Annotated in this window: 27 protein-coding genes and 1 riboswitch; of the genes, 8 read left to right on the plus strand and 19 right to left on the minus strand. The window is 57.8% G+C overall.

From position 1 onward, the window contains the following. Positions 1 to 118 precede the first annotated feature (118 nt). On the minus strand, positions 119 to 463 hold the full coding sequence (locus AOZ07_RS11120; protein WP_060702055.1) for a DivIVA domain-containing protein: 345 nt from the start codon (positions 461 to 463) through the stop codon (positions 119 to 121). Between the two features lie 9 nt (positions 464 to 472). Next, positions 473 to 1,246 carry an LOG family protein gene (locus AOZ07_RS11125; protein WP_060702056.1) on the minus strand — a complete coding sequence of 258 codons (774 nt, stop codon included), beginning with the start codon at positions 1,244 to 1,246 and terminating at the stop codon, positions 473 to 475. Positions 1,247 to 1,423: 177 nt separating this feature from the next. On the opposite strand from AOZ07_RS11125, the gene AOZ07_RS11130 reads away from it, so the two are divergent. From AOZ07_RS11130 to AOZ07_RS11145, 4 genes are all read left to right on the plus strand, one after another. Continuing rightward, positions 1,424 to 2,155 (plus strand): amino acid ABC transporter ATP-binding protein, encoded by a 732-nt coding sequence (locus AOZ07_RS11130; protein WP_171919658.1) that lies wholly within the window; start codon positions 1,424 to 1,426, stop codon positions 2,153 to 2,155. 31 nt (positions 2,156 to 2,186) lie between these two features. Then, positions 2,187 to 3,014, plus strand: coding sequence for a glutamate ABC transporter substrate-binding protein (locus AOZ07_RS11135; protein ID WP_060702058.1), 828 nt, complete (start codon positions 2,187 to 2,189; stop codon positions 3,012 to 3,014). A 137-nt stretch (positions 3,015 to 3,151) separates the two neighbouring features. After that, positions 3,152 to 3,829 carry an amino acid ABC transporter permease gene (locus AOZ07_RS11140; RefSeq protein ID WP_060702059.1) on the plus strand — a complete coding sequence of 226 codons (678 nt, stop codon included), beginning with the start codon at positions 3,152 to 3,154 and terminating at the stop codon, positions 3,827 to 3,829. Then, positions 3,826 to 4,722 carry an amino acid ABC transporter permease gene (locus tag AOZ07_RS11145; protein ID WP_060702060.1) on the plus strand — a complete coding sequence of 299 codons (897 nt, stop codon included), beginning with the start codon at positions 3,826 to 3,828 and terminating at the stop codon, positions 4,720 to 4,722. Before AOZ07_RS11140 ends, AOZ07_RS11145 begins: the two co-directional genes overlap by 4 nt. A 99-nt stretch (positions 4,723 to 4,821) precedes the next feature. Here AOZ07_RS11145 and dapE read toward each other — a convergent pair whose 3' ends face one another. Next, positions 4,822 to 5,907 carry a succinyl-diaminopimelate desuccinylase gene (gene dapE / locus AOZ07_RS11150; protein WP_060702061.1) on the minus strand — a complete coding sequence of 362 codons (1,086 nt, stop codon included), beginning with the start codon at positions 5,905 to 5,907 and terminating at the stop codon, positions 4,822 to 4,824. A gap of 73 nt (positions 5,908 to 5,980) precedes the next feature. On the opposite strand from dapE, the gene dapD reads away from it, so the two are divergent. After that, entirely contained in the window at positions 5,981 to 6,937 is a 957-nt protein-coding gene (gene dapD, locus AOZ07_RS11155) for a 2,3,4,5-tetrahydropyridine-2,6-dicarboxylate N-succinyltransferase (protein WP_060702062.1), read from the plus strand. 53 nt (positions 6,938 to 6,990) lie between these two features. On the opposite strand, the gene AOZ07_RS11160 is transcribed toward dapD, so the two are convergent. The 4 genes from AOZ07_RS11160 to fdxA all read right to left on the minus strand — a co-directional run bounded on the left by AOZ07_RS11160 (position 6,991) and on the right by fdxA (position 10,572). Further along, positions 6,991 to 7,539 carry a hypothetical protein gene (locus AOZ07_RS11160; RefSeq protein ID WP_194943651.1) on the minus strand — a complete coding sequence of 183 codons (549 nt, stop codon included), beginning with the start codon at positions 7,537 to 7,539 and terminating at the stop codon, positions 6,991 to 6,993. Positions 7,540 to 7,742: 203 nt separating this feature from the next. Continuing rightward, a complete protein-coding gene (locus AOZ07_RS11165; protein WP_022873974.1) occupies positions 7,743 to 9,023 on the minus strand; it encodes a citrate synthase in 1,281 nt (426 codons plus the stop codon). Between the two features lie 98 nt (positions 9,024 to 9,121). Next, positions 9,122 to 10,237: a succinyldiaminopimelate transaminase gene (gene dapC, locus AOZ07_RS11170; protein ID WP_060702064.1), complete on the minus strand. Its 1,116-nt coding sequence runs from the start codon at positions 10,235 to 10,237 to the stop codon at positions 9,122 to 9,124. Between the two features lie 11 nt (positions 10,238 to 10,248). Further along, the gene (gene fdxA, locus AOZ07_RS11175) at positions 10,249 to 10,572 is read right to left on the minus strand and encodes a ferredoxin (RefSeq protein WP_060703425.1); all 324 of its coding nucleotides are present in this window, start codon (positions 10,570 to 10,572) and stop codon (positions 10,249 to 10,251) included. Positions 10,573 to 10,804: 232 nt separating this feature from the next. On the opposite strand from fdxA, the gene AOZ07_RS18220 reads away from it, so the two are divergent. Both AOZ07_RS18220 and AOZ07_RS11180 read left to right on the plus strand, forming a co-directional pair. Beyond that, the gene (locus AOZ07_RS18220; RefSeq protein ID WP_207758451.1) at positions 10,805 to 11,032 is read left to right on the plus strand and encodes a putative acetyltransferase; all 228 of its coding nucleotides are present in this window, start codon (positions 10,805 to 10,807) and stop codon (positions 11,030 to 11,032) included. A 96-nt stretch (positions 11,033 to 11,128) separates the two neighbouring features. Further along, on the plus strand, positions 11,129 to 11,632 hold the full coding sequence (locus AOZ07_RS11180; protein ID WP_060702065.1) for a helix-turn-helix domain-containing protein: 504 nt from the start codon (positions 11,129 to 11,131) through the stop codon (positions 11,630 to 11,632). An 82-nt stretch (positions 11,633 to 11,714) separates the two neighbouring features. Here AOZ07_RS11180 and AOZ07_RS11185 read toward each other — a convergent pair whose 3' ends face one another. The 7 genes from AOZ07_RS11185 to thiO form a co-directional block, all read right to left on the minus strand. Beyond that, the gene (locus tag AOZ07_RS11185) at positions 11,715 to 12,152 is read right to left on the minus strand and encodes a hypothetical protein (protein ID WP_060702066.1); all 438 of its coding nucleotides are present in this window, start codon (positions 12,150 to 12,152) and stop codon (positions 11,715 to 11,717) included. Then, a complete protein-coding gene (gene typA / locus AOZ07_RS11190; RefSeq protein ID WP_060702067.1) occupies positions 12,133 to 14,040 on the minus strand; it encodes a translational GTPase TypA in 1,908 nt (635 codons plus the stop codon). The genes AOZ07_RS11185 and typA overlap by 20 nt, the downstream gene beginning before the upstream one ends. A 146-nt stretch (positions 14,041 to 14,186) precedes the next feature. Continuing rightward, positions 14,187 to 14,729, minus strand: coding sequence for a GNAT family N-acetyltransferase (locus AOZ07_RS11195; RefSeq protein ID WP_060702068.1), 543 nt, complete (start codon positions 14,727 to 14,729; stop codon positions 14,187 to 14,189). A 46-nt stretch (positions 14,730 to 14,775) separates the two neighbouring features. Further along, complete coding sequence (locus AOZ07_RS11200; protein WP_060702069.1) at positions 14,776 to 15,921, minus strand: ThiF family adenylyltransferase; 1,146 nt, start codon at positions 15,919 to 15,921, stop codon at positions 14,776 to 14,778. After that, entirely contained in the window at positions 15,921 to 16,739 is an 819-nt protein-coding gene (locus AOZ07_RS11205; protein ID WP_060702070.1) for a thiazole synthase, read from the minus strand. The genes AOZ07_RS11200 and AOZ07_RS11205 overlap by 1 nt, the downstream gene beginning before the upstream one ends. Before the next feature lie 2 nt (positions 16,740 to 16,741). Next, positions 16,742 to 16,987: a sulfur carrier protein ThiS gene (thiS, locus tag AOZ07_RS11210; RefSeq protein ID WP_060702071.1), complete on the minus strand. Its 246-nt coding sequence runs from the start codon at positions 16,985 to 16,987 to the stop codon at positions 16,742 to 16,744. Beyond that, positions 16,984 to 18,108, minus strand: a complete 1,125-nt coding sequence (gene thiO, locus AOZ07_RS18225) for a glycine oxidase ThiO (protein ID WP_075972604.1) — start codon at positions 18,106 to 18,108, stop codon at positions 16,984 to 16,986. Before thiO ends, thiS begins: the two co-directional genes overlap by 4 nt. Then, positions 18,106 to 18,211: riboswitch (TPP riboswitch) on the minus strand. Its footprint overlaps the gene before it by 3 nt. An 80-nt stretch (positions 18,212 to 18,291) precedes the next feature. Here thiO and AOZ07_RS18440 point away from each other — a divergent pair. Then, entirely contained in the window at positions 18,292 to 19,254 is a 963-nt protein-coding gene (locus AOZ07_RS18440) for a GNAT family N-acetyltransferase (RefSeq protein WP_084793224.1), read from the plus strand. Positions 19,255 to 19,340: 86 nt separating this feature from the next. On the opposite strand, the gene AOZ07_RS11220 is transcribed toward AOZ07_RS18440, so the two are convergent. From AOZ07_RS11220 to AOZ07_RS11240, 5 genes are all read right to left on the minus strand, one after another. Next, positions 19,341 to 20,570: a mechanosensitive ion channel gene (locus AOZ07_RS11220; protein WP_060702072.1), complete on the minus strand. Its 1,230-nt coding sequence runs from the start codon at positions 20,568 to 20,570 to the stop codon at positions 19,341 to 19,343. A gap of 293 nt (positions 20,571 to 20,863) precedes the next feature. Beyond that, positions 20,864 to 21,295, minus strand: a complete 432-nt coding sequence (locus AOZ07_RS11225) for an OsmC family protein (RefSeq protein WP_060702073.1) — start codon at positions 21,293 to 21,295, stop codon at positions 20,864 to 20,866. Between the two features lie 4 nt (positions 21,296 to 21,299). Next, positions 21,300 to 21,761, minus strand: a complete 462-nt coding sequence (locus AOZ07_RS18235; RefSeq protein WP_075972488.1) for a GNAT family N-acetyltransferase — start codon at positions 21,759 to 21,761, stop codon at positions 21,300 to 21,302. A 131-nt stretch (positions 21,762 to 21,892) separates the two neighbouring features. Further along, positions 21,893 to 22,687: an alpha/beta fold hydrolase gene (locus AOZ07_RS11235; RefSeq protein ID WP_060702075.1), complete on the minus strand. Its 795-nt coding sequence runs from the start codon at positions 22,685 to 22,687 to the stop codon at positions 21,893 to 21,895. A gap of 156 nt (positions 22,688 to 22,843) precedes the next feature. Beyond that, positions 22,844 to 23,539 (minus strand): VOC family protein, encoded by a 696-nt coding sequence (locus AOZ07_RS11240; RefSeq protein ID WP_060702076.1) that lies wholly within the window; start codon positions 23,537 to 23,539, stop codon positions 22,844 to 22,846. Positions 23,540 to 23,622: the final 83 nt, after the last annotated feature.

Consider the following 23,622-nt stretch of genomic DNA (forward strand, 5'->3'; position numbering starts at 1 on the left):
GTTCCCTTCGTCTGTGGCTAACGCGCGCAACAATTTTTTGCGTTACGCACAACCGAATGCCTTGTCCAACATCTGCCCAGATTCCCGGCTGAGTTGGGACTCTTATCTTCTATTATTACTAATTTTCTCTCGTGTCGCTAATCACACGCCGTGACTCCAGGTCACGAATGGTATTTTCCAGAGTCGTGATTTCGGCTGCAAGCAGGTCCAGCACGTCATCAACCTGATCGCAGCGGTAACCTCGCAGCCCCAGGGAAAAACGCACTTTGTCGATATGTTCTGCGCGCGGATTCTCAGGGAGCAATACTGGCGGCAAAGACGCCTGGTGCTCCACCAATCCGACGATCGGCTCGTGGGGCGACTCGAAGTGCCGGCCCACGCCCAGTTTTTTGCGCTGCCCAGAGAGCAGCAACGCGACGGCCCCCACCAGGAGCAGCGCGATCAAGATCAGCAAGAATGGCATCGGCTTCCCCTACACCGCTTGTTCCGGGGCAGGCTGCTTATCGGCCATGCCCAGGACCAGGTCCACGGCTTCATCCGGATCATCGGTCACCGTAAACAAGTTCAAGTCCTTCGCAGAGATGGCCCGTTCCGCGGCGACGGTATTGGTCAGCCAGTCCACCAGCCCGCCCCAGTAGGATTTGCCGACAAGGACAATTGGGAAGCTCGTGATCTTCTGGGTTTGCACCAAGGTCAAGGCCTCGAAAAGCTCATCCAGCGTGCCAAAGCCGCCAGGAAGAACGATGAAGCCTTGCGAGTACTTGACGAACATGGTCTTGCGGACGAAGAAGTACCGGAAGTTCAAGCCCTTGTTCACGGACGCATTCAATCCGGTTTCGAAAGGCAGCTCAATGCCCAGCCCCACCGAAATGCCGTCATTCTCGGCCGCGCCCTTGTTGGCGGCTTCCATGGCGCCTGGCCCGCCACCGGTGATGGTGGTGATTCCGGCTTCAGCCAAACGGCTTCCGATGCGGTGGGCCATCTGGTAGTACGGGCTTTGCGGATCAGTCCGAGCAGATCCGAACACCGCAATCGCCGGGCCGGTGCCCGCAAGAGTGCCAAACCCGTTGACGAATTCAGATTGGATCCGCAGGACACGCCACACGTCGGTGTGGGTCACGTCTTCCTGCGGGCTCTCCAATAGGTAGTGGTCGAGCTGGTCTTCTGGACGCTTGCCTGGCCAATTCGCTTCGACGTGACGTTGCCCCGCACGAGCGTTCTCTTCGCTCTTTCGCTGATGAACCATAACTTCACTCTATCTGTAATTTCACTCCGAGCCGGACTGTGTCGCGACACCATTAAAGTGACAGTTATGTAACAACTAAGTGTGACTTATTCGAAGTAGCGCGTAGCAAGCGTCACATCAAGTAATGTCTATTGCATGAACAGCGATCATCAGGCTCAGGCTTCTACAGCTGGCCCCATCGTCCAACTGACTGGGGTCAATAAGCACTACGGTGCCCTGCATGTACTCAACAACATCAACCTCGAAGTCACCAAGGGCGAGGTAGTTGTGATCTTGGGTCCGTCGGGCTCGGGCAAGTCCACCTTGTGCCGTGCCATCAACCGACTGGAAACCATCGACGAGGGCACCATCAAGATTGACGGCAATACGCTTCCATCTGAAGGCAAGGCACTTGCCAAGTTGCGCGCCGACGTTGGAATGGTCTTCCAGTCCTTCAACCTCTTCGCGCACAAGTCCATTCTGGAGAACGTGACCCTCGGTCCGATCCGGGTCAAGGGCATGAAGAAGCCAAAGGCCAAGGAATTGGCAATGCAGCTTCTTGAACGAGTCGGAGTGGCGAACCAGGCCGACAAGCTTCCCGCCCAGCTTTCTGGCGGACAGCAGCAGCGTGTGGCCATCGCGCGAGCCCTGGCCATGAAACCCAAGGTCATGCTCTTTGACGAGCCCACCAGCGCGCTGGATCCGGAAATGATCAACGAGGTGCTCGACACCATGGTGGGGCTGGCCAAGGAAGGCATGACCATGCTTGTGGTCACCCACGAGATGGGCTTCGCACGCAAGGCCGCGGACCGCGTGATCTTCATGGCCGACGGGCAAATCGTTGAACAAGCCACTCCGGAAGAATTCTTCACCAATCCGCAATCTGACCGTGCCAAGGACTTCCTCGGCAAGCTCATTACCAACCACTGATTTCATCACCCCGCATCCAACAGGAGGAAACATGCGTAAAACTCGTTTAGGCACCATCGCAGCAATGGCAGCTATCGGGGCAATGGCCCTGACATCATGTGGCGGCTCGGGCAACGAGGCTGACGGCGACAAGATCCGCATCGGCATCAAGTTCGACCAGCCAGGTCTGGGATTCAAGGACGGCGACAACTACACCGGCTTCGATGTGGACGTTGCAAAGTACGTAGCCAACGAGCTGGGCTACCCCGAAGACAAGATCGAATTCGTTTCGGCTCCTTCGGCCAACCGCGAGACCATGCTGCAAAACAACCAGGTCGACATGATCTTCGCAACCTATTCGATCACCGATGAGCGCAACAAGGTCATCGACTTCGCTGGCCCGTACTTTGTCGCTGGCCAGGATCTGCTGGTTGCATCCGATTCCGACATTGATGGCCCAGAGGCCTTGAACGGCAAGAACCTGTGCTCGGTAACCGGTTCCACCTCGGCCCAGAAGGTCAAGGACAACTACGCTGAGGGAACGAATTTGCAGGAGCTCCCGGGCTACGCAGAGTGCGTCACCCAGATGAGCGGCGGCACCATCGACGCGGTCACCACCGATGACATCATCCTTGCCGGTTTGGCAGCCCAGCCTGCATACAAGGGCAAGTTCAAGGTTGTAGGCAAGCCATTCAGCGAAGAGAATTATGGCGTCGGCCTGCCAGACGGCACCGACAAGTGCAAGGCCATCAACGAAGCGATCACCAAGATGATCGACTCCGGCGATTGGCAGAAGGCGTTGGACAAGAACACCGAGGGCACCGGATACACGCCGAACTCGAAGACCAACCCGCCAAAGCTCGCAGATACCTGCGCCTAGCATTTCCTGATGCCGTGGGGGTCAAGGACTGCCCTTGACCCCCGCAGCATTATTGCCTTCTCATTTGAGCAACTTTTTCGCTCATCGTTCCCCTAGCCGCTTGGCCCTCACCATGGCCACCGAGACAGAGGCTTGCAGTGGAGAATTATTTATCCATATTCACTGAGTACGACATCCCAGGGGCATTCTGGGTCAATATCCAACTAACTTTCTGGGCGGCCATCGGCGCGCTGGTGCTGGGCACAATTCTTGCGCTGCTTCGCATCTCCCCAGTGGCCAGCTTCCAGGCCATCGGCACGAGCTACGTTAACCTGGTTCGAAATACGCCACTGACCATCATCATCCTGTTCGCCGTTCTGGCCCTCTACGGCCAGCTTGGTTTCACCCTTGGCGGAGATTTCCACGCGAACTTCTTCCGGCTGTCGGTTTTGGGCCTTGCGGTGTATCACGCGGCATTCGTCTGCGAAGCCATCCGATCGGGTGTCAATACCGTTCCGCTGGGACAAGCCGAGGCGGCACGAGCGATCGGGCTGGGCTTCTTGCCCGCGGCCCGGCTGGTCATTTTGCCCCAGGCGTTTCGCGGCGCAATCGTCCCGCTGGGTAATACGCTGATCGCCTTGATCAAGAACTCCACCGTTGCTGCTGTTGGTTCGGTAGCCACCGAATCCTCGTCGGTGATGAAGACGATGATCGAGTTCCGCTCCGATATCGTCATTCCGATCTTCTTGACCTTTGCCATTGGCTTCGTGATTATTGTGATCCCCGTGGGACTGTTGACCACGTGGCTGTCCAAGAAACTGGCGGTGGCACGATGAGCGCTTCAATTCTTTTTGATACCCCGGGGCCCAAGGCCCGTCGCCGTATTCTCATTATCAATATCGTCGGCGCACTGATTGCCCTGGGCATCGTAGCGTGGATTTTCCTTGGCCTCGCAGCCAAGGGTCAGATGCAGCCGGAGCAGTGGGATGACTTCATCCAAGGAAGCACCTGGAAGAACTATTTGCTTCCCGGCCTGTTGAACACCGTCAAGGCGGCAATCCTGGGAATCATCGGCTCGGTGGTTTTTGGCTTGGTCTTCGGTGTGGGACGCCTCTCGCAGAACAAGCTGGTCAACGGATTCTGCACGGTCATCGTGGAATTCTTCCGCGCCGTCCCAGTGCTGCTGATGATCGTGTTCTTCAACGTGTTCTTCTCGCGCTCCCTTGAGCTGCCAGGAAATACCGCGTTGTGGGCAGTTGTTGCCGCTTTGGTGTTCTACAACGGTTCCGTTGTTGCCGAGCTGGTTCGTTCTGGTGTCCACAACCTGCCTAAGGGACAGCGGGAAGCTGGTATCGCGATTGGCCTGACTCGTGGCATGTCCTTGCGGCATATCGAAATTCCGCAGGCGCTTGTGGCGATGCTGCCGGCTTTGATTGGCCAGTTCGTCGTGATCTTGAAGGACTCGGCGCTGGGCTACATCATCAGCTTCAACGAGCTCTTGTTCTTCGCGAGAACCTATTCCTCGCCTAACGGCAACGTCTTGCAGGCTTTGATTGTCACTGCGGTCATCTTCATCTTGATCAACTTCACCTTGAGCAAAATCGCAGAATTGACCTCCAAGCGGTTGAGCAGCCGAGTCAAGAAAGACAAGAATGCTCCAGCAGTAGTCGGTACCACTGCCGTGACCTTTGCCGAGACCGGCCCACAAGATGGTCCCAAGGACCATTAGCCTGTAGAACGGCCTCCATCTGGCCAGCAGCGACAAAAGCGCTCCTTGCATCGTGCAAGGAGCGCTTTTGGTTTTATTGCCCTGATCTTCTCGCCGAGGCTAGCTCAGCCATGCACGCAAGGAGTTCAGGCACGTACGGATATCGTCCTGCGCGACATGCTCGTCATCGCTGTGGGCCAACAATGCGTCGCCAGGACCAAAGTTCACCGCAGAAACGCCAAGGGCCGAGAAGCGGGACACATCGGTCCAGCCGTATTTGGGCTTGGGCTCTTGGCCAAGAATCTTGATGAGGTCAGCTGCGATCTCCTGGTCCAAACCAGGCTTGGCCCCTTCGGCGCCATCGGTTCGCTCGATTTCAAAGCCATCAAAGAGTTCGAAGACGAGGGCTTGTGCTTCAGCCAGCGTCTTGTCCGGAGCAAAACGATAGTTGATTTCGACTTCGCAGTAGTCCGGGATGACGTTTCCGGCGATTCCACCGTTGATGCGCACCGCGTTCATTCCTTCGCGGTAGTCCAGGCCCTCCACGGTAATGGTCTGGGGCTCGTAGTCGGAGAGCCGCTGGAGGATCGGCGCGGCGTCATGGATGGCGTTATGGCCCATCCAGGCGCGTCCTGAGTGCGCTGCCTTGCCCCGGGTGCGAATCACGAATCGGCTAGTGCCATTGCAGCCACCCTCAACCGTTCCGTTGGTTGGCTCAAGCAGGATGGCAAAATCGGCTTCGAGCAGTTCGGGGCTGTTCTTCGCCAAACGTCCCAGACCGGACTTGGCCGCTTCCACTTCCTCGTGGTCATAGAAGACGTAGGTGACATCGTATTTGGCATCGGTCAGCTCGGCAGCCAGGGCCAGCTGCACCGCGACCCCGCCCTTCATGTCGGTCGCCCCGCGTCCATAGAGCACGCCGTCGATCACCTGGGCCGGGACAGTGCCCTTGGCGCCTTGCGTGCGCGGCAATGGAACGGTGTCCAGATGGCCCGCGAGCACGACTCTGCGTTCGCGGCCGAAATTGGTGCGGGCAACGATGGCATCCTGATCGCGATGAACCTGCAAGTGCTCCAGCTTCAGCAAGGCCTGATGCACCTGATCAGCAATTTCTTGTTCATTCCCGGAAACAGATTCAATGTTCATGATCTGTTCGGTCAGCACTGCGACGTCCTGTAGCAGGTCCAATTCGTTCACGGTATTCATCGTCCTACGTCTCTAGCTTCACTAGCCTGTCATCTATCAACGTTACCCGGCGTTTCGAGGATACGATCAGTGTATGACTTCAGAATCTGTGACTTCATCCAGTGACTCCACCGTCCGTTTGGCCTCCGGTCATGGTCTTGCCACGATTGCCGCGGATGGAACCGTCCTTGACGTTTGGTACCCAGCCCCTGTCCTTGGCGAGCTTTCGTCGGCAGACGAGCTCTCCGGCGAGCTAGCAGCTGCTGCCCAAGAGGATGTTGCCCGTGGCACCACCCAGAAGGTGGTCTCGCTGACCATCGATCTTGACGTAGCACCGGCTGACACCGCTGATGTGTGGCTGCGCCTGCATCTGCTATCCCACCGTTTGGCGCAGCCGAACACCATCAATCTTGACGGCATCTTCGGCCACTTGGCCAACGTGGTCTGGACCAACTTCGGCCCATGCCAGGTTGATGGCTTCGAGGTAACCCGCCTGAAGCTGCGTGCCCGCGGCGCGGTCACCGTATATGGCGTGGACAAGTTCCCGCGCATGGTCGATTACGTCGTTCCGACGGGCGTCCGCATTGCAGACGCTGACCGCGTTCGCCTGGGCGCGCACCTTGCCGAAGGTACCACCGTCATGCACGAGGGCTTCGTGAACTTCAACGCTGGCACCCTGGGCACCTCAATGGTCGAGGGCCGCATCTCCGCTTCGGTGGTTGTGGGCGACGGTTCCGATGTCGGAGGCGGCGCCTCGATCATGGGTACGCTTTCCGGCGGCGGACGCGAGCGCATCGTCATTGGCGAGCGTGTCCTGCTGGGCGCCAACGCCGGTGTTGGCATTTCGGTGGGCGATGATTCGGTGGTCGAAGCCGGACTCTACGTGACCGCTGGCACCCGGGTGCTTTTGGGCGAGAAGCAGGTCAAGGCCCTGGAACTGTCCGGAGTTTCCAACCTGCTGTTCCGTCGCAACTCGATTTCTGGCGCGGTTGAGGCTTTGCCTCGCGCCGGCCAGACCGTGGAGCTGAACAGCGCACTGCACGCCAACTAGAGACGTTTAGGGGCTCGCTGGATATTCGAGATATTCAGCGGGCCCCAATTCTTTTAAGCTCCCGGGAAAATGATGGTGACCATGGGCTGGATGAAGCCGTGGAACGCCTTGGAATCCTGCAGCAAGGATGTGCTGGCAACTATCGTCGCTCGGCCGGTAAGCCAGGCACGTGGCTCGTCCAGGGGCATGTCAATAAGCTGGATCTGCTGCTGGGGTGCAGTCGTATCGTGATCCACCCCGTGATCCAACAAGATCCTCTCTAATTCATCGAGGCGCAACGGCACATAGTCCATGCTCTTTTCGACGAATTCCTCGGCATGCTGCTGCGCAAACAGCGTTGCTTGGCCGTAATGGGCTTTAGCCAGCTTGGCAAGTGCCGGATAGCCTTCATGGTCCAGCTGCTCATGCAGTGTCTGCTCAGGAGCGCTCTCCGCCGCGGTCTCCCCCGAGGTCAAAGCTCCCCACCAGGCGCTCCACTCCTGCTTGAACTGCCCGTGTGCGGCATCAGTGCCATGGCGGTTCTTGATCACTGAGTTCAAGCGACAGTTGGGCCCGGCTTCGGCTGGATCCACCCCGCCGAGCTCACGTAAGTACAAGGCCATCAACATCGTCTGATTGGTTTTTACCGCCAAAGACCAATTGTTTCCACGACGAAAGTACATGCATACCACCTGACTTTTAGGCATACCCCCGCAGTCTTAGACTCACAGGATACTCCCGTCCCCGCGCTTAAAACAGACAAGGAGCCATCCACCATTTGAATGGTGGAAAGCTCCTTGTCAGTGATCGCTACTTGCCCTGCGGCTTAGAGGCCCGGGTAGTTGCGCGCGGTCTCACCCATGTACAACTGGCGTGGGCGGCCGATCTTCAGTTCAGGATCCTTGATCATTTCACGCCACTGCGCGATCCAGCCTGGCAGGCGTCCGATCGCGAACAGCACGGTGAACATCTTCTCCGGGAAGCCCATGGCGGTGTAGATCAGGCCGGTGTAGAAGTCCACGTTCGGGTAGAGCTTGCGCGAGATGAAGTACTCATCGTTCAGCGCAGTTTCTTCCAGCTTCATCGCGATCTCAAGCAGCTCGTTCTTGCCCTGCTTGGCCAGCAGGTCGTGAGCGGTCTTCTTGATGATCTTGGCGCGTGGATCGTAGTTCTTGTACACGCGGTGGCCGAAGCCCATCAGGCGTACGCCGTCTTCCTTGTTCTTGACCTTCTGCATGAAGTCTTCCGGGGAGATTCCGGAGGACTGGATCTCGCGCAGCATCTTCAGCACAGCCTCGTTGGCGCCGCCGTGGGCTGGGCCGGACAGGGCGTGGATGCCTGCAGAAACCGATGCGAACATGTTGGCTTCGGAAGAACCAACCAGGCGCACCGTGGAAGTCGAGCAGTTCTGCTCGTGGTCCGCATGCAGGATCAGCAGCAGGTCAAGGGCCTTGACCACATCTGGATCCAGCAGGTATGGCTCGGCAGCGGTGCCGAAGCACAGGCGCAGGAAGTTCTCGACCATGTTCATCGAGTTGTCCGGGTACAGCAGAGCCTGGCCGATGGACTTCTTGTGGGCATAGGCAGCCAGCACTGGCAGCTTTGCCAGCAGGCGCAGAGTGGAGCGTTCCACCTGCTCGTCGTCCTTTGGATCCAGGGAGTCCTGGTACCAGGTGGACAGTGCCGAAACTGCGGAAGACAGAACCGGCATTGGGTGCGCATCGCGCGGGAAGCCGCCGAAGAAGCCCTTGAGCTCTTCGTGCAGCAGGGTGTGGCGGCGCAGCGAGTTGTCGAATTCTGCGAGCTGGTCTGCGGTAGGCAGTTCGCCGTAGATCAGCAGGTAGGTGACCTCGATGAAGCTGGACTTCTCGGCCAGCTGCTCGATGGGGTATCCGCGGTAGCGCAGGATGCCGGCATCGCCGTCGATGTAGGTGATCGCGGATTTGGTGGCCGCGGTGTTCATGAAGCCAGGATCGTAGGTCACGTTCCCAGTGGTCTTCAAAAGTGGGGCTACGCTGAATCCGTCGTTGCCCTCAGCAGCCGGGATAACCGGAAGCTCAAGATTGGATTCTCCAAAGTGTAGCTGTGCAGATGTAGTATCTGTCATTGCTTCTCCTAACCGGAAAGCGTGTAGTTCCGAAAGGTCAGTCGTCACCGTAGAACATACCGCGATTTGACCCTATCCCGCTAATCAGGCTGTCATCTTCACCGGTTGGCGGAAGAATTCAGCCGTTCAACGGCGGCCGCGATCCGTTCATCGGAGGCGGTCAATGCCACGCGGACGTGGCGTTCTCCAGCGGTTCCATAAAAAGCACCCGGGCCGGCAACGATTCCCAGCTCCGCAAGGGCGCCGATGGTCTCGAAGCTTGGCCGATCCTGGGTGCACCACAGGTACAAGCCGGCCACCGAATCTTCAATTCTGAGGCCGAAGTTTTCGAGGGCAGGACGCAAAGCATCGCGTCGCGCCCGGTACAGTTCGCGCTGCTTGGCTACGTGCTGGTCGTCGTTCAGCGCCACCGCCATGGCGTGCTGGATGGGTCCCGGCACGATCATTCCGGCGTGCTTGCGGCTGTTGACCAGCGTTGGCATGAGGTTTGGCGCGCCGGCAACAAATGCCGCGCGGTAGCCTGCGAGGTTCGATTGCTTGGACAGCGAGTACAAAGCCAGCAGGTTATCGAGATTTCCACCGTTGACCTCAGGGTCAAGGATGCTCGGCACCTGGCCTTCAAAGTCTTCCCAACCGAGTTCTGCGTAGCACTCGTCGGAGGCCACGACGGCGCCGATATCGCGGGCCCGTTCAACGATTCGCTGCAGCTGCCCAACGCCGGTGACCTTGCCGGTGGGGTTTCCTGGCGAGTTCACCCAGATGAGCTTCACGCGCGAGAGTTCCTCGGTGCCCAGTTCATCAAGGTCATCGGTGGCGATAGGTGTCGCGCCGACAAGTTGGGCGCCAATGTCGTAGGTTGGGTACGCAATTTTTGGACGCACCACAATATCCCCTGCGCCGATTCCCAGGAGCAGCGGCAACCAGGCCACCATTTCCTTTGAGCCCACGGTTGGCATGACATCGTTGATGCCCAGACCGGTGACCTGGCGGCGACGTGCGAACCAATCGACAATGGCCTGGCGGACTTCGGCGGTTCCATGCGTGGTGGGATAGCCGTGGGAGTTTGCGCCCTCGGCCAGCGCGTCCTGGATGAGCTGCGGGGTGTCATCAACTGGCGTGCCGATGGAAAGGTCCACGACTCCCCCTGGATGCTTCGCTGCCTGCTCGCGGTATGGAGCAAGCTGGTTCCAGGGGTAATCGGGGAGCTCAAGCATAAAAGTAAAACCTAGCCTTGGTTCTGAGGTGGCAAGGCACTGACGAATGGGTGGTCAGTACCGGTGTTACCAATTTTAGCGGCGCCGCCCGGGGAACCAAGTTCATCGAAAAAGTCGACGTTGGCCTTGTAATAGTCGGCCCATTCGTCCGGCACATCATCTTCGTAGTAGATGGCTTCAACGGGGCAGACCGGCTCGCAAGCGCCGCAGTCTACGCATTCATCCGGATGAATGTACAGCGAGCGCTCGCCTTCATAAATACAATCTACCGGGCACTCTTCGACGCACGCCTTGTCTTTCACGTCGACGCACGGCTGAGCGATGATGTAAGTCACGAGGGCCGAGACCTTTCCTTGCACTTGGTGGTTTCAACACGAGCCGGCCGGATTCCTGGATGCTCTTTGAATCCCTTACCAGCTCAAACTACAGTCTAGTCCTGATATCAATACATCAAAGCGCCCGTGGGCCTGCTGTGACGTAACCGACCATTCACATTTCAGCTTCAAAGGGTTTAGATGAATTCTTCTTACGAAAAGATGACGCGCAAGAATGCTTAGTTTTAGTGATATGACTCCCGGTGAACGTCTAGTTGTGCGCTACCGCCTGCCTGTGGAAGCCAGCACGGCAAGCGGGCGCTTTAGCGACGCGTTGGGCGAGTTGCAGGAAGTCACAGTGGATTCGATCAGCGTGCAGACCCGATCGGGTCTTGTGGTCATCCCGCGGGCGTTGATCACCCATGCCAAGCTCGTCCCTCCGGCCCCTCAGCGCCGCCGGCCCCGGACGCCAAGGAACTAGTATCCGGCAAGATCAACGCTTCGCGCCGAACCGCTGTTGCGCGACATGTGATTTGATTCTGCCAATCACTCAACGATTTTCCCGTATGCTGTTTTTATGCCTTCTGACAAACTTGTCCAATCGCGAGCACGTGCACTCAGCTCACCGCTGAGGCTTCGTATCCTGCGCTTGTGCCTCCACGAGTCACGAACGAATAAGGAAATCGCGGACATTCTTGATCTGAATCCGGCCACGTCGCTGCACCATGTCCGGACCTTGGTGAATAACGGCTACCTCGCCCCGGAAGAGGCCCGGCGCGGCAATCGTGGCGCCAAGGAAGTTCCCTACCGGAGCACCAAGCAGTCGTGGGGAACGCGCATCCCAGACGCTGCTCCCATGCTTGTCGATACCTTCCTGCAGGAAATCGAGGGACTGGATCCCCAAGAAATCCAGATCATCCGCGTGGGCCTGAAGCTCAGCGAAGAGTCCCGTCAGGAAATGATGTCGCGGCTGCGTTCGGTTATTGAAGACTACGCGATGCGTGAGCCCGAAGAAGATGGCGTGGCAACCTCGCTCTTCTTGGCCCACCACCTGGACATCACCGGCAATAAGAGCAGCTAGAACTGCAGATTCCAAGATCTTTGCACTTGGCGTTAGCCAGCGAAGGCGCACTTCCCAATCGCGGGAAGTGCGCCTTCGGTGTTTAGTCCGGGCGATGCTGTTTGCGAATAGCTCGCAGGGCCAGCACCAGGCCGATGATCGCAGGAATGATCATCCCATACATCCACAGGGCCGAAGCCAGCGCCGGTCCGGGAAGGTATTGGTAGTACTGCATGCCGAGGATCAGCTGGTCATTGCCGACGTAGGATATCAATCCCACGCAGACATAGCAGCCGATCAGCGCCAGAGCCCCGGACCACAGTTTCCCTGAGGACACCGCAGCCCAGTACACCAGCAGGCCAAGCAGCAGCCAGGCTACTGCGACGCCCCACACCAGCGGCACGTCGTTTCCGGCGTAGCTGATGGAGGCGTGGATGGCAGTGCCGAACAGTCCTGCTACCAGGGCGGCAACAGCTCCGCGCCACAGCGCCGAGAGGTTGCTGCCCTGGTTTTTTCGCTGATTAGGCGCGAGCGCGTGCACGGGTTGCCTTGGCACGGTCATTGGCGTTCAGCAGCACCTTGCGGATACGGATAGCTTCCGGGGTAACCTCAACGCACTCGTCTTCGCGAGCGAATTCCAGGGACTCTTCCAGGGTCAGAGTCTGTGGCGGGGTCAGGTTCTCGAAGCTGTCCGAGGAAGCTGCACGCATGTTGGTGAGCTTCTTTTCCTTGGTGATGTTCACGTCCATGTCATCGGCGCGCGAGTTCTCGCCAACGATCATGCCCTCGTAAACCTCTTCGGTTGGCTTCACGAAGAAGCTCATGCGCTCCTGCAGGTTGATCATTGCGAATGGAGTCACGACGCCAGCGCGGTCGGCAACAATCGAACCGTTGATGCGGTATTCGATGGCACCTGCCCATGGCTCGTAGCCTTCAGCCAGCGACGAAGCGATGCCTGCGCCACGGGTTTCGGTCAGGAAGCGGGTACGGAAGCCGATCAGGCCACGTGCAGGAACCATGAATTCCATGCGAACCCAGCCGGTGCCGTGGTTGGCCATGTTGGTCATGCGGCCCTTGCGCGAAGCCATCAGCTGGGTGATGGCACCCAGGTACTCTTCGGGCACGTCAATGGTCATGTGCTCCATTGGCTCGTGGACCTTGCCGTCAACCATCTTGGTCACTACCTGTGGCTTGCCAACGGTCAGCTCGAAGCCTTCGCGACGCATCTGCTCAACGAGGATGGCCAGTGCCAATTCGCCACGGCCCTGGACTTCCCAAGCGTCCGGACGCTCGGTAGGCAAGATGTTCAGCGAAACGTTACCGATCAGTTCCTTGTCAAGGCGGTCCTTGACCTGGCGTGCGGTGACCTTGGCGCCCTTGACCTTGCCAGCAAGTGGCGAGGTGTTGATACCGATGGTCATCGAAATTGCTGGTGGATCAACGGTGATCAGTGGCAGCGGCTTTGGGTTCTCCAAGTCGGTGAGGGTTTCACCAATCATGATGTCCTCGATACCGGCCACTGCGACGATCTCGCCTGGTCCAGCTTCTTCAGCTGGAACACGCTGCAGACCCTTGGTAGCCAGAAGCTCGGTGATCTTCACCTGCTTCATGGTGCCGTCCTGGCGGGCCCAGTTAACCTGCTGGCCCTTGCGCAGGGTTCCGTTGATCATGCGCAGCAGGGCCAGGCGCCCGAGGAATGGCGATGCGTCAAGGTTGGTGACGTGTGCCTGCAGAACTTCGCCCTCTTCGTAGGTCGGAGCAGGAACGTGCTTGATGATGGTCTCGAACAGCGGCTCGAGATCTTCATTGTCTGGCAAGGTGCCATCAGCTGGCTGGTTCATCGAAGCGTAACCGGCCTTGCCCGACGCGAAGACCACAGGGACGTTCAAGATGGCGTCCAGATCCAGGTCTGGAGCTTCATCAGCCAGGTCCGATGCCAGGCCCAGCAGCAGGTCCATGGAGTCCGAGATGACGCCATCGATGCGGGAGTCCGGGCGGTCGGTCTTGTTGACCACGATGATGACTGGCAGGTTGGCGCTCAGGGCCTTGCGCAGCACGAAGCGGGTCTGTGGCAGTGGGCCTTCAGAAGCATCAACGAGCAGAACCACGCCGTCCACCATGGACAGGCCGCGCTCGACCTCGCCACCGAAGTCAGCGTGACCCGGGGTGTCGATGACGTTGATGGTCATGTTCTTGCCGTCAGCAGCTGGGCCGTTGTAGAACACGGTGGTGTTCTTGGCAAGAATGGTGATGCCCTTCTCGCGTTCCAGCTCGCCGGAGTCCATCACGCGATCTTCGGTTTCACCATGGCTGTCGAATGCGCCGGTCTGCTGGAGCATTGCGTTGACCAGGGTGGTCTTGCCGTGGTCAACGTGTGCAACGATGGCTACATTGCGAAGTTCGTCGCGACTAATGGTGTTAGCTGACATGCGTGAAGGCTCACTTCCGCTCGAGGATTTTGGGTCTAAGGAGTCGGGGCCAAAGTCGACCCAACAAACAAGTTTACGCTGTTCCAGCAAATACTCCGGCGCTCTGTGTCAGAACATACAAGAATTTCACGTAAAGTCGCGGAAAATCATGGGGTGGATTGGGTGGAAATCCAGTAGCGCAGGGTCTTGGACCCGTCGGCTGCTTCCAGGTAGGGAACCTGCGAGTCTGGAACTCCCCCGCACTTTAGTATCGTCGCGATGGAACCGAGATTCGTGCCCTCGCAGGTGACCAGCGCGCTCGACACGCCCGCCTCCTGGACTTCGCGCAGGCCAAACTGGCAAAGCGCAGTTGCCAAGCCACGGCGGCGGTGCTCGGAAAGAACTCCGTAGCCGATGTGCCCGCCATTTTGAAGCAAGAAATCGTTAAGCTCGTATCTCACCGAGACACGCCCTACCAGTTCGCCGTCATCAAAAGCGCCAAAGAGCGCCGAGCGCACCCAGCCCTGAGGGATATGCTCGCCGCGGCGTCCTGCGCTCATCCGGTAGGTGTAGTCCTCCCACAGCTCATCGGCAGACCACGTCGGCAAGAATTCGAAATCGTCGGCGAGCATGGCCCGATGGGCGTCGATGGCCTGCTGCTCGTCTTGACTAGCTAGTTCGCGGAATTCCAGTGCGGCTGAAAGGGTCATGAAGCCATTATGCCAGTGCACAATTCCTTGCCAGCCCAGCCTCCGGCTAGTAGGCGATTTCCTGCCCCTCGATTTCTGCGAACCACTGCACTGTCCCGCCATCCAGGCTGTAAACCTTGCCGGTTCCCGCCTGTTGCCGCGACATATGGCTGGCGGCCTTTCGGGATCGGACACCGCTCTTGCAAACCATCACGATGATGCCGGCTTCGCGTGGTATTTGCGCATGCTCTCCGGCCAGCAATCGGTCCAGTGGCACATGAATGCTGTGGGGAATAGCGGCGATGCCACGCTCCCACGACTCGCGCACATCAACGACGAGCACCTCGTTATCCCGTTGCATTGCAGCCAGCTCATGCACGCCCAGGCTGGCGAAAGGTTCTTCAACGGCGCAAGCCACCGGCTGGTACTGGCCCAGCTGGACGACCCGCTCGCGCTGCGGATCGGCGACAAATTCCAAGGACCGGACGCTGGCAGCCAAGGCATCGTAGAGCCAGAGCTTGCCGCTGAGCGTGAGGCCAATACCTGTAATCAGCTTGAGCGCTTCGGTGCTCATTACCGAACCCACGACTCCGCACAGTGCTCCGAAGACACCGCCTTCGGCGCAGCTCGGAACCGAATCAGCATCCGGGATTTCCGGGAAGATATCCCGCAGCATCGGGCCGGTTCGCGGGTCAAAAACCGATACCTGGCCCGAAAACTGGAAGAGTGTGCCCCACACCAGCGGGGTCCCGGTGATTTCGGCAGCGTCGGAGGCGAGGTATCTCGTGGCGAAGTTGTCGCTGCCATCAATGACAAGGTCGTAGGCGGCGAAAAGCTCCAGGGCGTTGTCTTCGCTGAGCCGCTGGTTGAGCGGATCAATGACGACAGTGCTGTTGTGTTCGGCGGCCAGCCTCTGCACGGAATCGACTTTTGGCCGGCCGACATCGGATTCGCGATGCATGATCTGGCGCTGCAAGTTCGACAGCTCTACCGAGTCATCATCGAGTACGCCGATCTGGCCTACTCCGGCGGCAATCAGATAACTGGCGATGGGACTGCCCAGTCCCCCGGCGCCAATGATCAGGACCTTGGCGTTGATGATGCGCCGTTGGCCCTCTTCGCCTACCCCGGGCAGGGTCAGATGCCGTGAATAGCGGGCCAGCTGGCCCGGATCGATCCCTGCGGCAGGTTCGCAGAGCGGTTGGCGCAGCATTAGAATTCCCCGACCAAGGTTTGCATCATTCCCTCCGCAGGCGAGGATGCAAGTGCGGTATCGCGTCGTGGAATCCTGCCGGCCAAACGGGCTGCGCGGCCAGCTCGCACAGCGTCCCTCATGGCCGCGGCCATCAGCGGAGCGTTATGCGCGCGAGTCACTGCGCTGGCCAGCAGCACGGCATCGCAGCCTAGTTCCATGGCCAGCGCCGCGTCGGAGGCTGTTCCCACCCCGGCATCCAGGATCACCGGAACATTGGCACGGGAAACAATGGTGGAAATATTGTGCGGGTTCAAAATTCCCAGACCTGAACCGATCGGAGCGCCAGCAGGCATGATAGCTGCCACGCCGGCATCCTGGAGCCGCTGCGCCAGTGCAGGGTCATCATTGGTGTAGGCGAAGACCTGGAATCCATCGGCCACAAGCTGCTCGGTTGCCGAGTACAGTTCCAGCGGATCTGGCAGCAAGGTGTGCTCGTCGGCAATCACTTCAAGTTTGATCCAGTCCGTTTCCAGCGCTTCACGGGCCAGCTGCGCGGTGAGTACCGCATCACGGGCGGTGAAACACCCTGCGGTATTAGGCAAAGGAATGACGTTGTTGCGCTGGAGCAGCTCATAGACATTGCCTGCCCCGGCAGCAGAGAAATGGCGGATGGCAACGGTTGTCAATTCCGTGCCAGAAATGGTGAGCGCGCTATCCAGCGTGGTTAATGAGGTGGCCCCTCCGGTGCCCAGGATAAGCCGCGAGGAAAGGGTGCGCCCGGCGACGACAAAAGGATCGTTGTTGAGATCCAGCTCGGTGAATTCTTGCGATTCCATGCTTAGCCTCCCTGGGCTGCCGTAACGAGTTCTATGCTGTGCCCGTCTTCAAGAGCTTTGCTGTTCCAGCTGCTGCGGGGAACGACTGCGCCGTTCACGGCCGCGGCCACCCCCAGCTTGCTGCCGTCGACTGCTTTTGAATCTGCGTCGAGTTCCTTGCCGATTTGCGCGCTGATGAATTCGCGCAGGCTGGTACCGGCCTGCAGCTGAACTTGCTGGGAATTAAAAATGATGTTGATCGATGTCATCCGAGTGCCTCCAGTGCGGCGGTTGCGGAAAGTGTTGGAAAACGTTGCGGATCAACGTCATTCAACAGTGGATTTCTTTTGTTGTTTTCAGCGAGATCCGCAGTCAGTTCGGATCCCAAGGGGCTGAGCAGCACCCCATGGCGCGAATAGCCAGTGGAGAGCACCAGCCCCGGGTCAATGCGCCCGATCAGCGGGCGGTCATCGGCGGTTGCCGGCCTTGGCCTTGCGATGACTTCGTTCAGCGAGCAGTCGATAATTCCCGGGACAAGCCTGCGGGCGTTGTCGAGCAAGTTGTACATGGCGCCCACATTGACTTCCGGGTTCTGGTCTTCCCGAACGCTGGCGCCGAGCACGAGGCTGCCGTCCTTGCGCGGAACCAGATACACGTTCTGCCGGTGGACGATGCCTCGAATAATCCTGGTCAGCAAGGCGGGGCCCGGCGGGCTTTGAATCCGCAGGATGTCGCCGTGCACCGGGCGCAATGGCAGCTTGCCCAGTCCTTTCACCGTGCCCAGCGCGGTGGCGATAATGGTTTGATCGGCTGCGAAAACTTTTCCTGAAGCCGTGCGAACGGCGCAGGTGCCTGATCCTTCGGTGATCAGTTCTTCGGCCTGCTCATGGACCAGGTCGTTGTGGAAGTGCTGGAGCAGGATGCGCACGACGGAACGGGGATCGATCTGGTGGTCTTCAGCGCAGAGCACCGCCCCGGAAATATTGCTGGCCAAGGCTGGTTCCAAGGACCTGGCTTGGCTCGGCAGCAGTTTTTCGGCGGACAATCCCAATGAGCTCTGCAGCTCCACGAGATCGTGGAGCGCTTCGCGGTCGGCAGGTTCTGCCGCGACGACCAGGGTTGAGCTTTGCAGGTAGTCGGGACGCACGCCCGTGGCCGCTTCCAGGCGATCAACGAACTGGGGGTAGCGGGCGCTGGATGCGGACAGCAACTGGTGCAGGGGGCCTTGGCCCCAGACGGTTTCGGCAGCTGGGGCCAGCATCCCGGCCGCTGCGTAGCTGGCGCCCTGGCCAGGTGCCGGGTCGATGATGGTGATGGTGTGGCCGCGTGAACTGAGCTCGAATGCGGTGGCTAGGCCGATGATTCCGGAGCCAACAATGTTGACATGCACAGTGGCACGCTTCCTTCCTACGGCGGCATGACCCGCATCAGGTGTAGCGGTCGGCTCAGTGCCCTCTCAGCCTGGTCGGTTTCAGGCTCCCGCGGAGTATTTGCGATTATAAGCATGAGGCAGCCCTGAAAAGCGAACTGCAGTTGACTTAGTTCCGTCATCTTTTGTGATGTACTTACCGGCATGGCGCAACAGGAATATCCCTCAGAATTGCCCGTCGATTCTCAACTATTCAGAGCGGTTGCCGGTCTGGAACAGCAGCTTCTCAGTGCCTCGCTGCGTGGCAACCGAAAATTGCTTGGCGAAATCCTGCATGAGAACTTCTTCGAAATCGGCGCAAGCGGAAGAACGTACGACCGGGATCAAGTCATGGAATTGCTGGCCACTGAAGATCCTTCCGCTGAGCGGTTGCGCGTTAGCGAGCCCTTGGCCATCCGACTATCAGAAAACCTCATCCAATTGCGCTGGAAGGCCAGCGGCCATCGCCCGGCACTTCGCAGCTCATTATGGTTCCGCGAGCAAGGCAAGTGGCAGATGCTGTTTCACCAAGGCACGCTCACAGGCCACGGCGGAAGCAAGCCTGCAGGGCCTGGCAGCGTCCGGGCAACAGGCGTTGCCGAGGAATTCAGCGTGAGGCAGCTCAGCGCGTTGGACGCGGGCTCCGTATACGAGGCGTTCATTTCCCATCCGGATATGCGGCGCCAAGGCGATGCCGATACGCCGGCAAAAGCACGGGCCTACGTAGATGCCCTGTTGAACGGCGAACAAAGCCAATTCCCGTTGGCGATCACTGCCAATGACCGGTTGATCGGGCTTGTTTGCGGGACGCTGGATCATTCAAATGCCAATGCTTGGATTTGGTACTGGATGCATCAGGAGTATCGCGGTCGTTCGCTCACTACGAGGGCAGTTGCCACACTGGCGAATTATCTTTTTGATGATCTTGATTTCTACCGCTTGGAGCTTGGCCTGCGGGCCAATAATCCCGGTTCACGCAGCGTGGCCGAGAACAATGGTTTTCTGCGTGAAGGAACCGAGCGGGGCAAATTCCTTGTCGACGGTGAACGCATCGACGTCTACACCTACGCCCGGCTAAGAACGGATCCGCCCGGCGCTGTAGCTCCGCTGCCACTTCGCCTGGCCTAGGGCTAGGCCCAGACGCAGAAACGCCGCGGAATCCTCAGTGGATTCCGCGACGCTCCTGATGTCCCCTTAGGTTCTGTTCGGGATGTTTATATGCCTGGCGACGTCGGCGGTGCCGGTGGTGCCGAATCCGGGCCGTTGGAGCTCAGCTTGTCGGTATCGATCTTGTTCAGGGTGCGAGCTGCTGCTTCGCGGCCGCCAAGCCCGAAGGCCAGGGCCGCTGCCAGGGCTGCGCCGATGACAATTGCACCGAAGGCCATGTTGATGATCGAGTCCGCGATGCCCATGTATTTCAGGCCCATTGCAACGAACAGCGCAATGGCCGTGTAGCGGATAATCTTCGACGCAGTGGTGTCGCCCATGAACTTGCCGATCACGTTAGCGACGACGAAGCCTGCCGCAACGATTGCTGCACCGAAGAGGATCTTGCCACCCAGTTCCAGAATCTCATTGAGGATATTGGTGATTGCCGGGAAGTTCAGCATCTGCGCTGCCATCACGCCGAAGAACAGCACGATAGCAATCTTCACGATGCCGGCAATGATGCCCGATGCGCTCTTGCCTTCTGGAACAACGCCCCAGCCGGCAACGACGCGATCAGTGCCTACACCGTGCAGGGTGGACTCCAGCAGCTGTCCAACAAACTTTGCAATCAGGAAGCCAACTGCCAACAGCACCAGTGCCATGATGACCTGTGGGATGGCGGTGAAGACCAGTTGAAGCATTTGCTCAGCAGGCTGCGAAATGGCTGCGATTCCCAGGACCTGCAGTGCAGATATGGCAACAACCAGAAGGATCAGGGCGAAGACGATATTCGCGATGATATCGACGATCTTTGCTTGGGCCTCGCGAGACTGGACTTCATCTACCGGCTCATCGCCTGGAGTCAGCTTGCGGACTAGTCCGCTGAAGTCGACAGTTCCCAGGCCAGTGGTCAATAGCTGGCGAACAATGTTTGCGATGACGTAGCCAATGAAGAAGATAAAGCCGGCGCCGATGAGGTTCGGGATGAATGCCATGACTCCGCCGAGCAGGCCCTGAACTGGCGTAAGAACTTCAGAAAGTGCAAAGACCTGAAGGATTGCCACGAGGCCAAAAAGCCAAACAATCAATCCAGCGACCTTGCCAAGAGATTGGCCTATTTGAGCTCCGTCGTTTCCCTGCTTCTGCAGGAATTTCACCCTGGTCACTAGCTTGGCTGCAGCCCAGCGAACTATTCGCGCCACAAGCCACGTAATGATGAGAATGACTAGCGCAATGGCTACCTTTTGTAGCATTGACGCCCAGTCGATGTTGCCTAAGACGTTCTCAGTTTGCATGTCTGCTCCTTCAACGTAGGGACACCTCGACCCTACGATGAAGGACCAGCTCTGACTAGGGCAAAGAGTTGATTTTATAGCCTGATTCATTGGAGTTACACAGCTCCAACTGCGAAAACCGCGTCTTCCAGACAAGGATTCAACTAAAACCGTAGAAAGTGATTTCAAACACTACTGAAACGCAAAAAATTCGAAAGTTCTCAAATCGTCTATTCCGTGAATTTCCTTGGAGTGACTTGTAGTTTTTACTTTCCAGCGCTAGTTCACGAGTAGAAAAGTTGAGCTTTAACTATTTATTCAACTACTTCACTGACGACCGAAGCCCCGAGTTCGACCGTGCGTGAGACAGTGCAGTATTTATCGTGCGACAACTTCACGATTCGCTCGACCATGCTGGCTGCTTTGCGGCCCTCTTCAGTATCAGGGAATTTCAAATCGAACCCGAGATGAATGTCATCCATGCGGCTGGCACCGTCTTCGGAAATCTTGTAGCCGCTGGCTCGCACATCAAATTTCTCTGGTTCGCTGCGACGAGTCGTCGCTACGTCAACATCGATTGACGAGCAGCCGGCAATAGCTGCGAGCATCAGCTCCACCGGTGTCAGCAGTCCATCACCTTGGCCAAATTCAACGCTTGCCCCTGTTGCAAGGCTGGTGGCTGTGTACTTGCTCGATTCGGTGCGCTGAACAATAACTTCACGAATTTCTCGGCTGTTTTCACTCATGAAACTATCGTGCCACGTTATCCACTCGCGAGAAGTCATAACGACATAAAAGCCGCGGTGAAGACTCTTGAACAGCAATTGGCACCTGCCGGAACCCGCAGTTTTGGAAAAATTCAATGGCAAGTGTCCGTTGCGCGTCCAAATGAACGCCAGCTTCCGGGCTGTGTTCGATGATGTGGCTCAGGAGCAATCTGCCCACTCCATGGTGGCGATCAGCATGCCTCACCCAAAGAATTTCAATTTCCGAATCATTCCAAGCGGCGAAACCCAGAATCTGATCGCCTTGTTGGGCAATTCGCACGTGCAAAGTTTGCGAATATATGGATTCCAGAGCCGTGGCTACGGCATCGAGGTCATGTGCCGAGAGGAAATCAAGGCGGCATTCAACAGAGCTTTTCCAGACATCTAACAAGTCCGGAACTTCATCGATGCTCGTCCATTCGCGAAGGACAATCGAGTCTTCCATAAGCTGATTCCTGCTTTCGAACAACTAACCACCATGCTTGAAGGAAATCTAATCCCAGATCAGACTTTACTCAACAACTATTTTCAAGAATCGATCGGATTAGTAGTGGTAGACAGAGATAATCCAGGCTGCTACTTCGACAAAGGCAAACGCTGGACTCGTTCTGCCCAAGCCCGAATTTCGTACGCCACTAACGCCGGTTGTTCAATATGCACGTTGTGCCCAGCCGATTCAATAATCTTTAAATGCAAATCCGGGTAGCGCAATGTTAATCGTTGAGGATCTTCGAATCCGGTGACATGATCATCCCTGCCGCAGACGATTGAGACTGGAATGGAGAGTTGATTCTCCCGATGAAGCGGCAGCGGTTCAAGGAAATAGCGCTTGGCAAGTTTGGCCATGGCCCTCAAATTAGCCGACAAAATTCCGGGCAGAACCCATTTCGAGAATTCTTCCCATGCTTCCCGAGTTTGGATGACCGCAACATCGGCGAATAGCTCAGCGTCTCTCTTGCTCAGGGACAGGAACAATTCCTGATCGTGGATTGCGACAGCACGTTCTGGAAGCGTCCGCTGCTCGCTATCCGGGTACACCGCCGGTGCAATGAGGAATATCCCTTGGACAGCATCCTCAAATCTGTCAGCGATCTCTTGGCATAGGAGCCCGCCCATTGAATTGCCCAGTACAGCGAACGGCCCATCGCCGATGATGGAATGAATTTCGCTCTCCAGCCAATCCGCGAGCTCAGGAAGTCCTCCAGCATTGGAAAGTGGATCGCTTTCCCCGAAGCCAGGCAAGTCGATGTAGTGGCGTTCGAAGATCCCGCTTTCGGCGAGCGCCCCGTCCAGCGGCAACAGGATCCGGTGATCGACACCATTACCGTGAATCATGAATAGCGGTAAACCACTGCCGTGGATCTTGTGCATCGGGTGTCGCTCATTTCCTTCGTCGGTGCTGCTCCAGGCTTGCTGGGACAGCACCGTGGCCAGGCATTCAATTGGTCGTCCTGGCCCTTCCAATACGCGTGGTTTTCAACCTCTCGCTACTCTTGCCCGGCAGCGACATGGATTTTTGGCAATCTGCTATGGCTGGCTGTTGGCGGCAGGGGCAGGCAAGATGCAGAATTCGTTTCCCGACGGATCCAAAAATACTCGCCAGGGAACCTCGCCCCATTTGTGATCGAGTTCAGTTCCACCCTGTTCTTGAACCATTTCCACAATCTGCTTGGGGTCATCTCCCGGCTCCAGCCGCAGATCGAGATGGACCGAAGACTTGGCTGCGGTTTTAGGCTGCATTTCGGGAACTAGCCTGATTAGCGCTCCGGTACCGCTAGGGTGCACCAGAACGGTCGGGTCCTGGGAATCGGTGCGGAAACCGGTGAGATTTGCCCAAAACTGCGCGTCGCGTTCTGGATTGGCGCTGCGCAATTCCACGGCGAATAAATTCAGCGGACGCGCTCTTTCGGCAGAGCCATTAAGGACGAAGTACTGCCGGCCTGCGATGTCATTGCGCTCTTCGCGAGGCGGATTCTTCTTGCCAGCATCCGATGATGCGATACGGCTGCTGGAAGCTAATACCGGAAAGACACGTTGTGAAGCGGGTTCGGGATCGCTGACCGTGGGAAAACATAAATCCAGATATCGTCCGCCGGAGAATTGAAGCCGGGTTTCTAGCCCTCCTTCGTTGTCCGTAAAGGTTTCGGTATCCAGCAGTTCTTCCCAATACTTGCCCTGCTCGTGTGGCATCGCAGCAACAAAAACCAGGTTCTCCCAGTACATCTAGCCTCACTCATTCTTGTGCCGGCAGCTGGCACCTTTCCAGCGGCCTATTGGCCCGCCGCACCCAACTTCATTGCGGCGGG

Source organism: Glutamicibacter halophytocola, assembly GCF_001302565.1.
Taxonomy (GTDB): domain Bacteria; phylum Actinomycetota; class Actinomycetes; order Actinomycetales; family Micrococcaceae; genus Glutamicibacter; species Glutamicibacter halophytocola.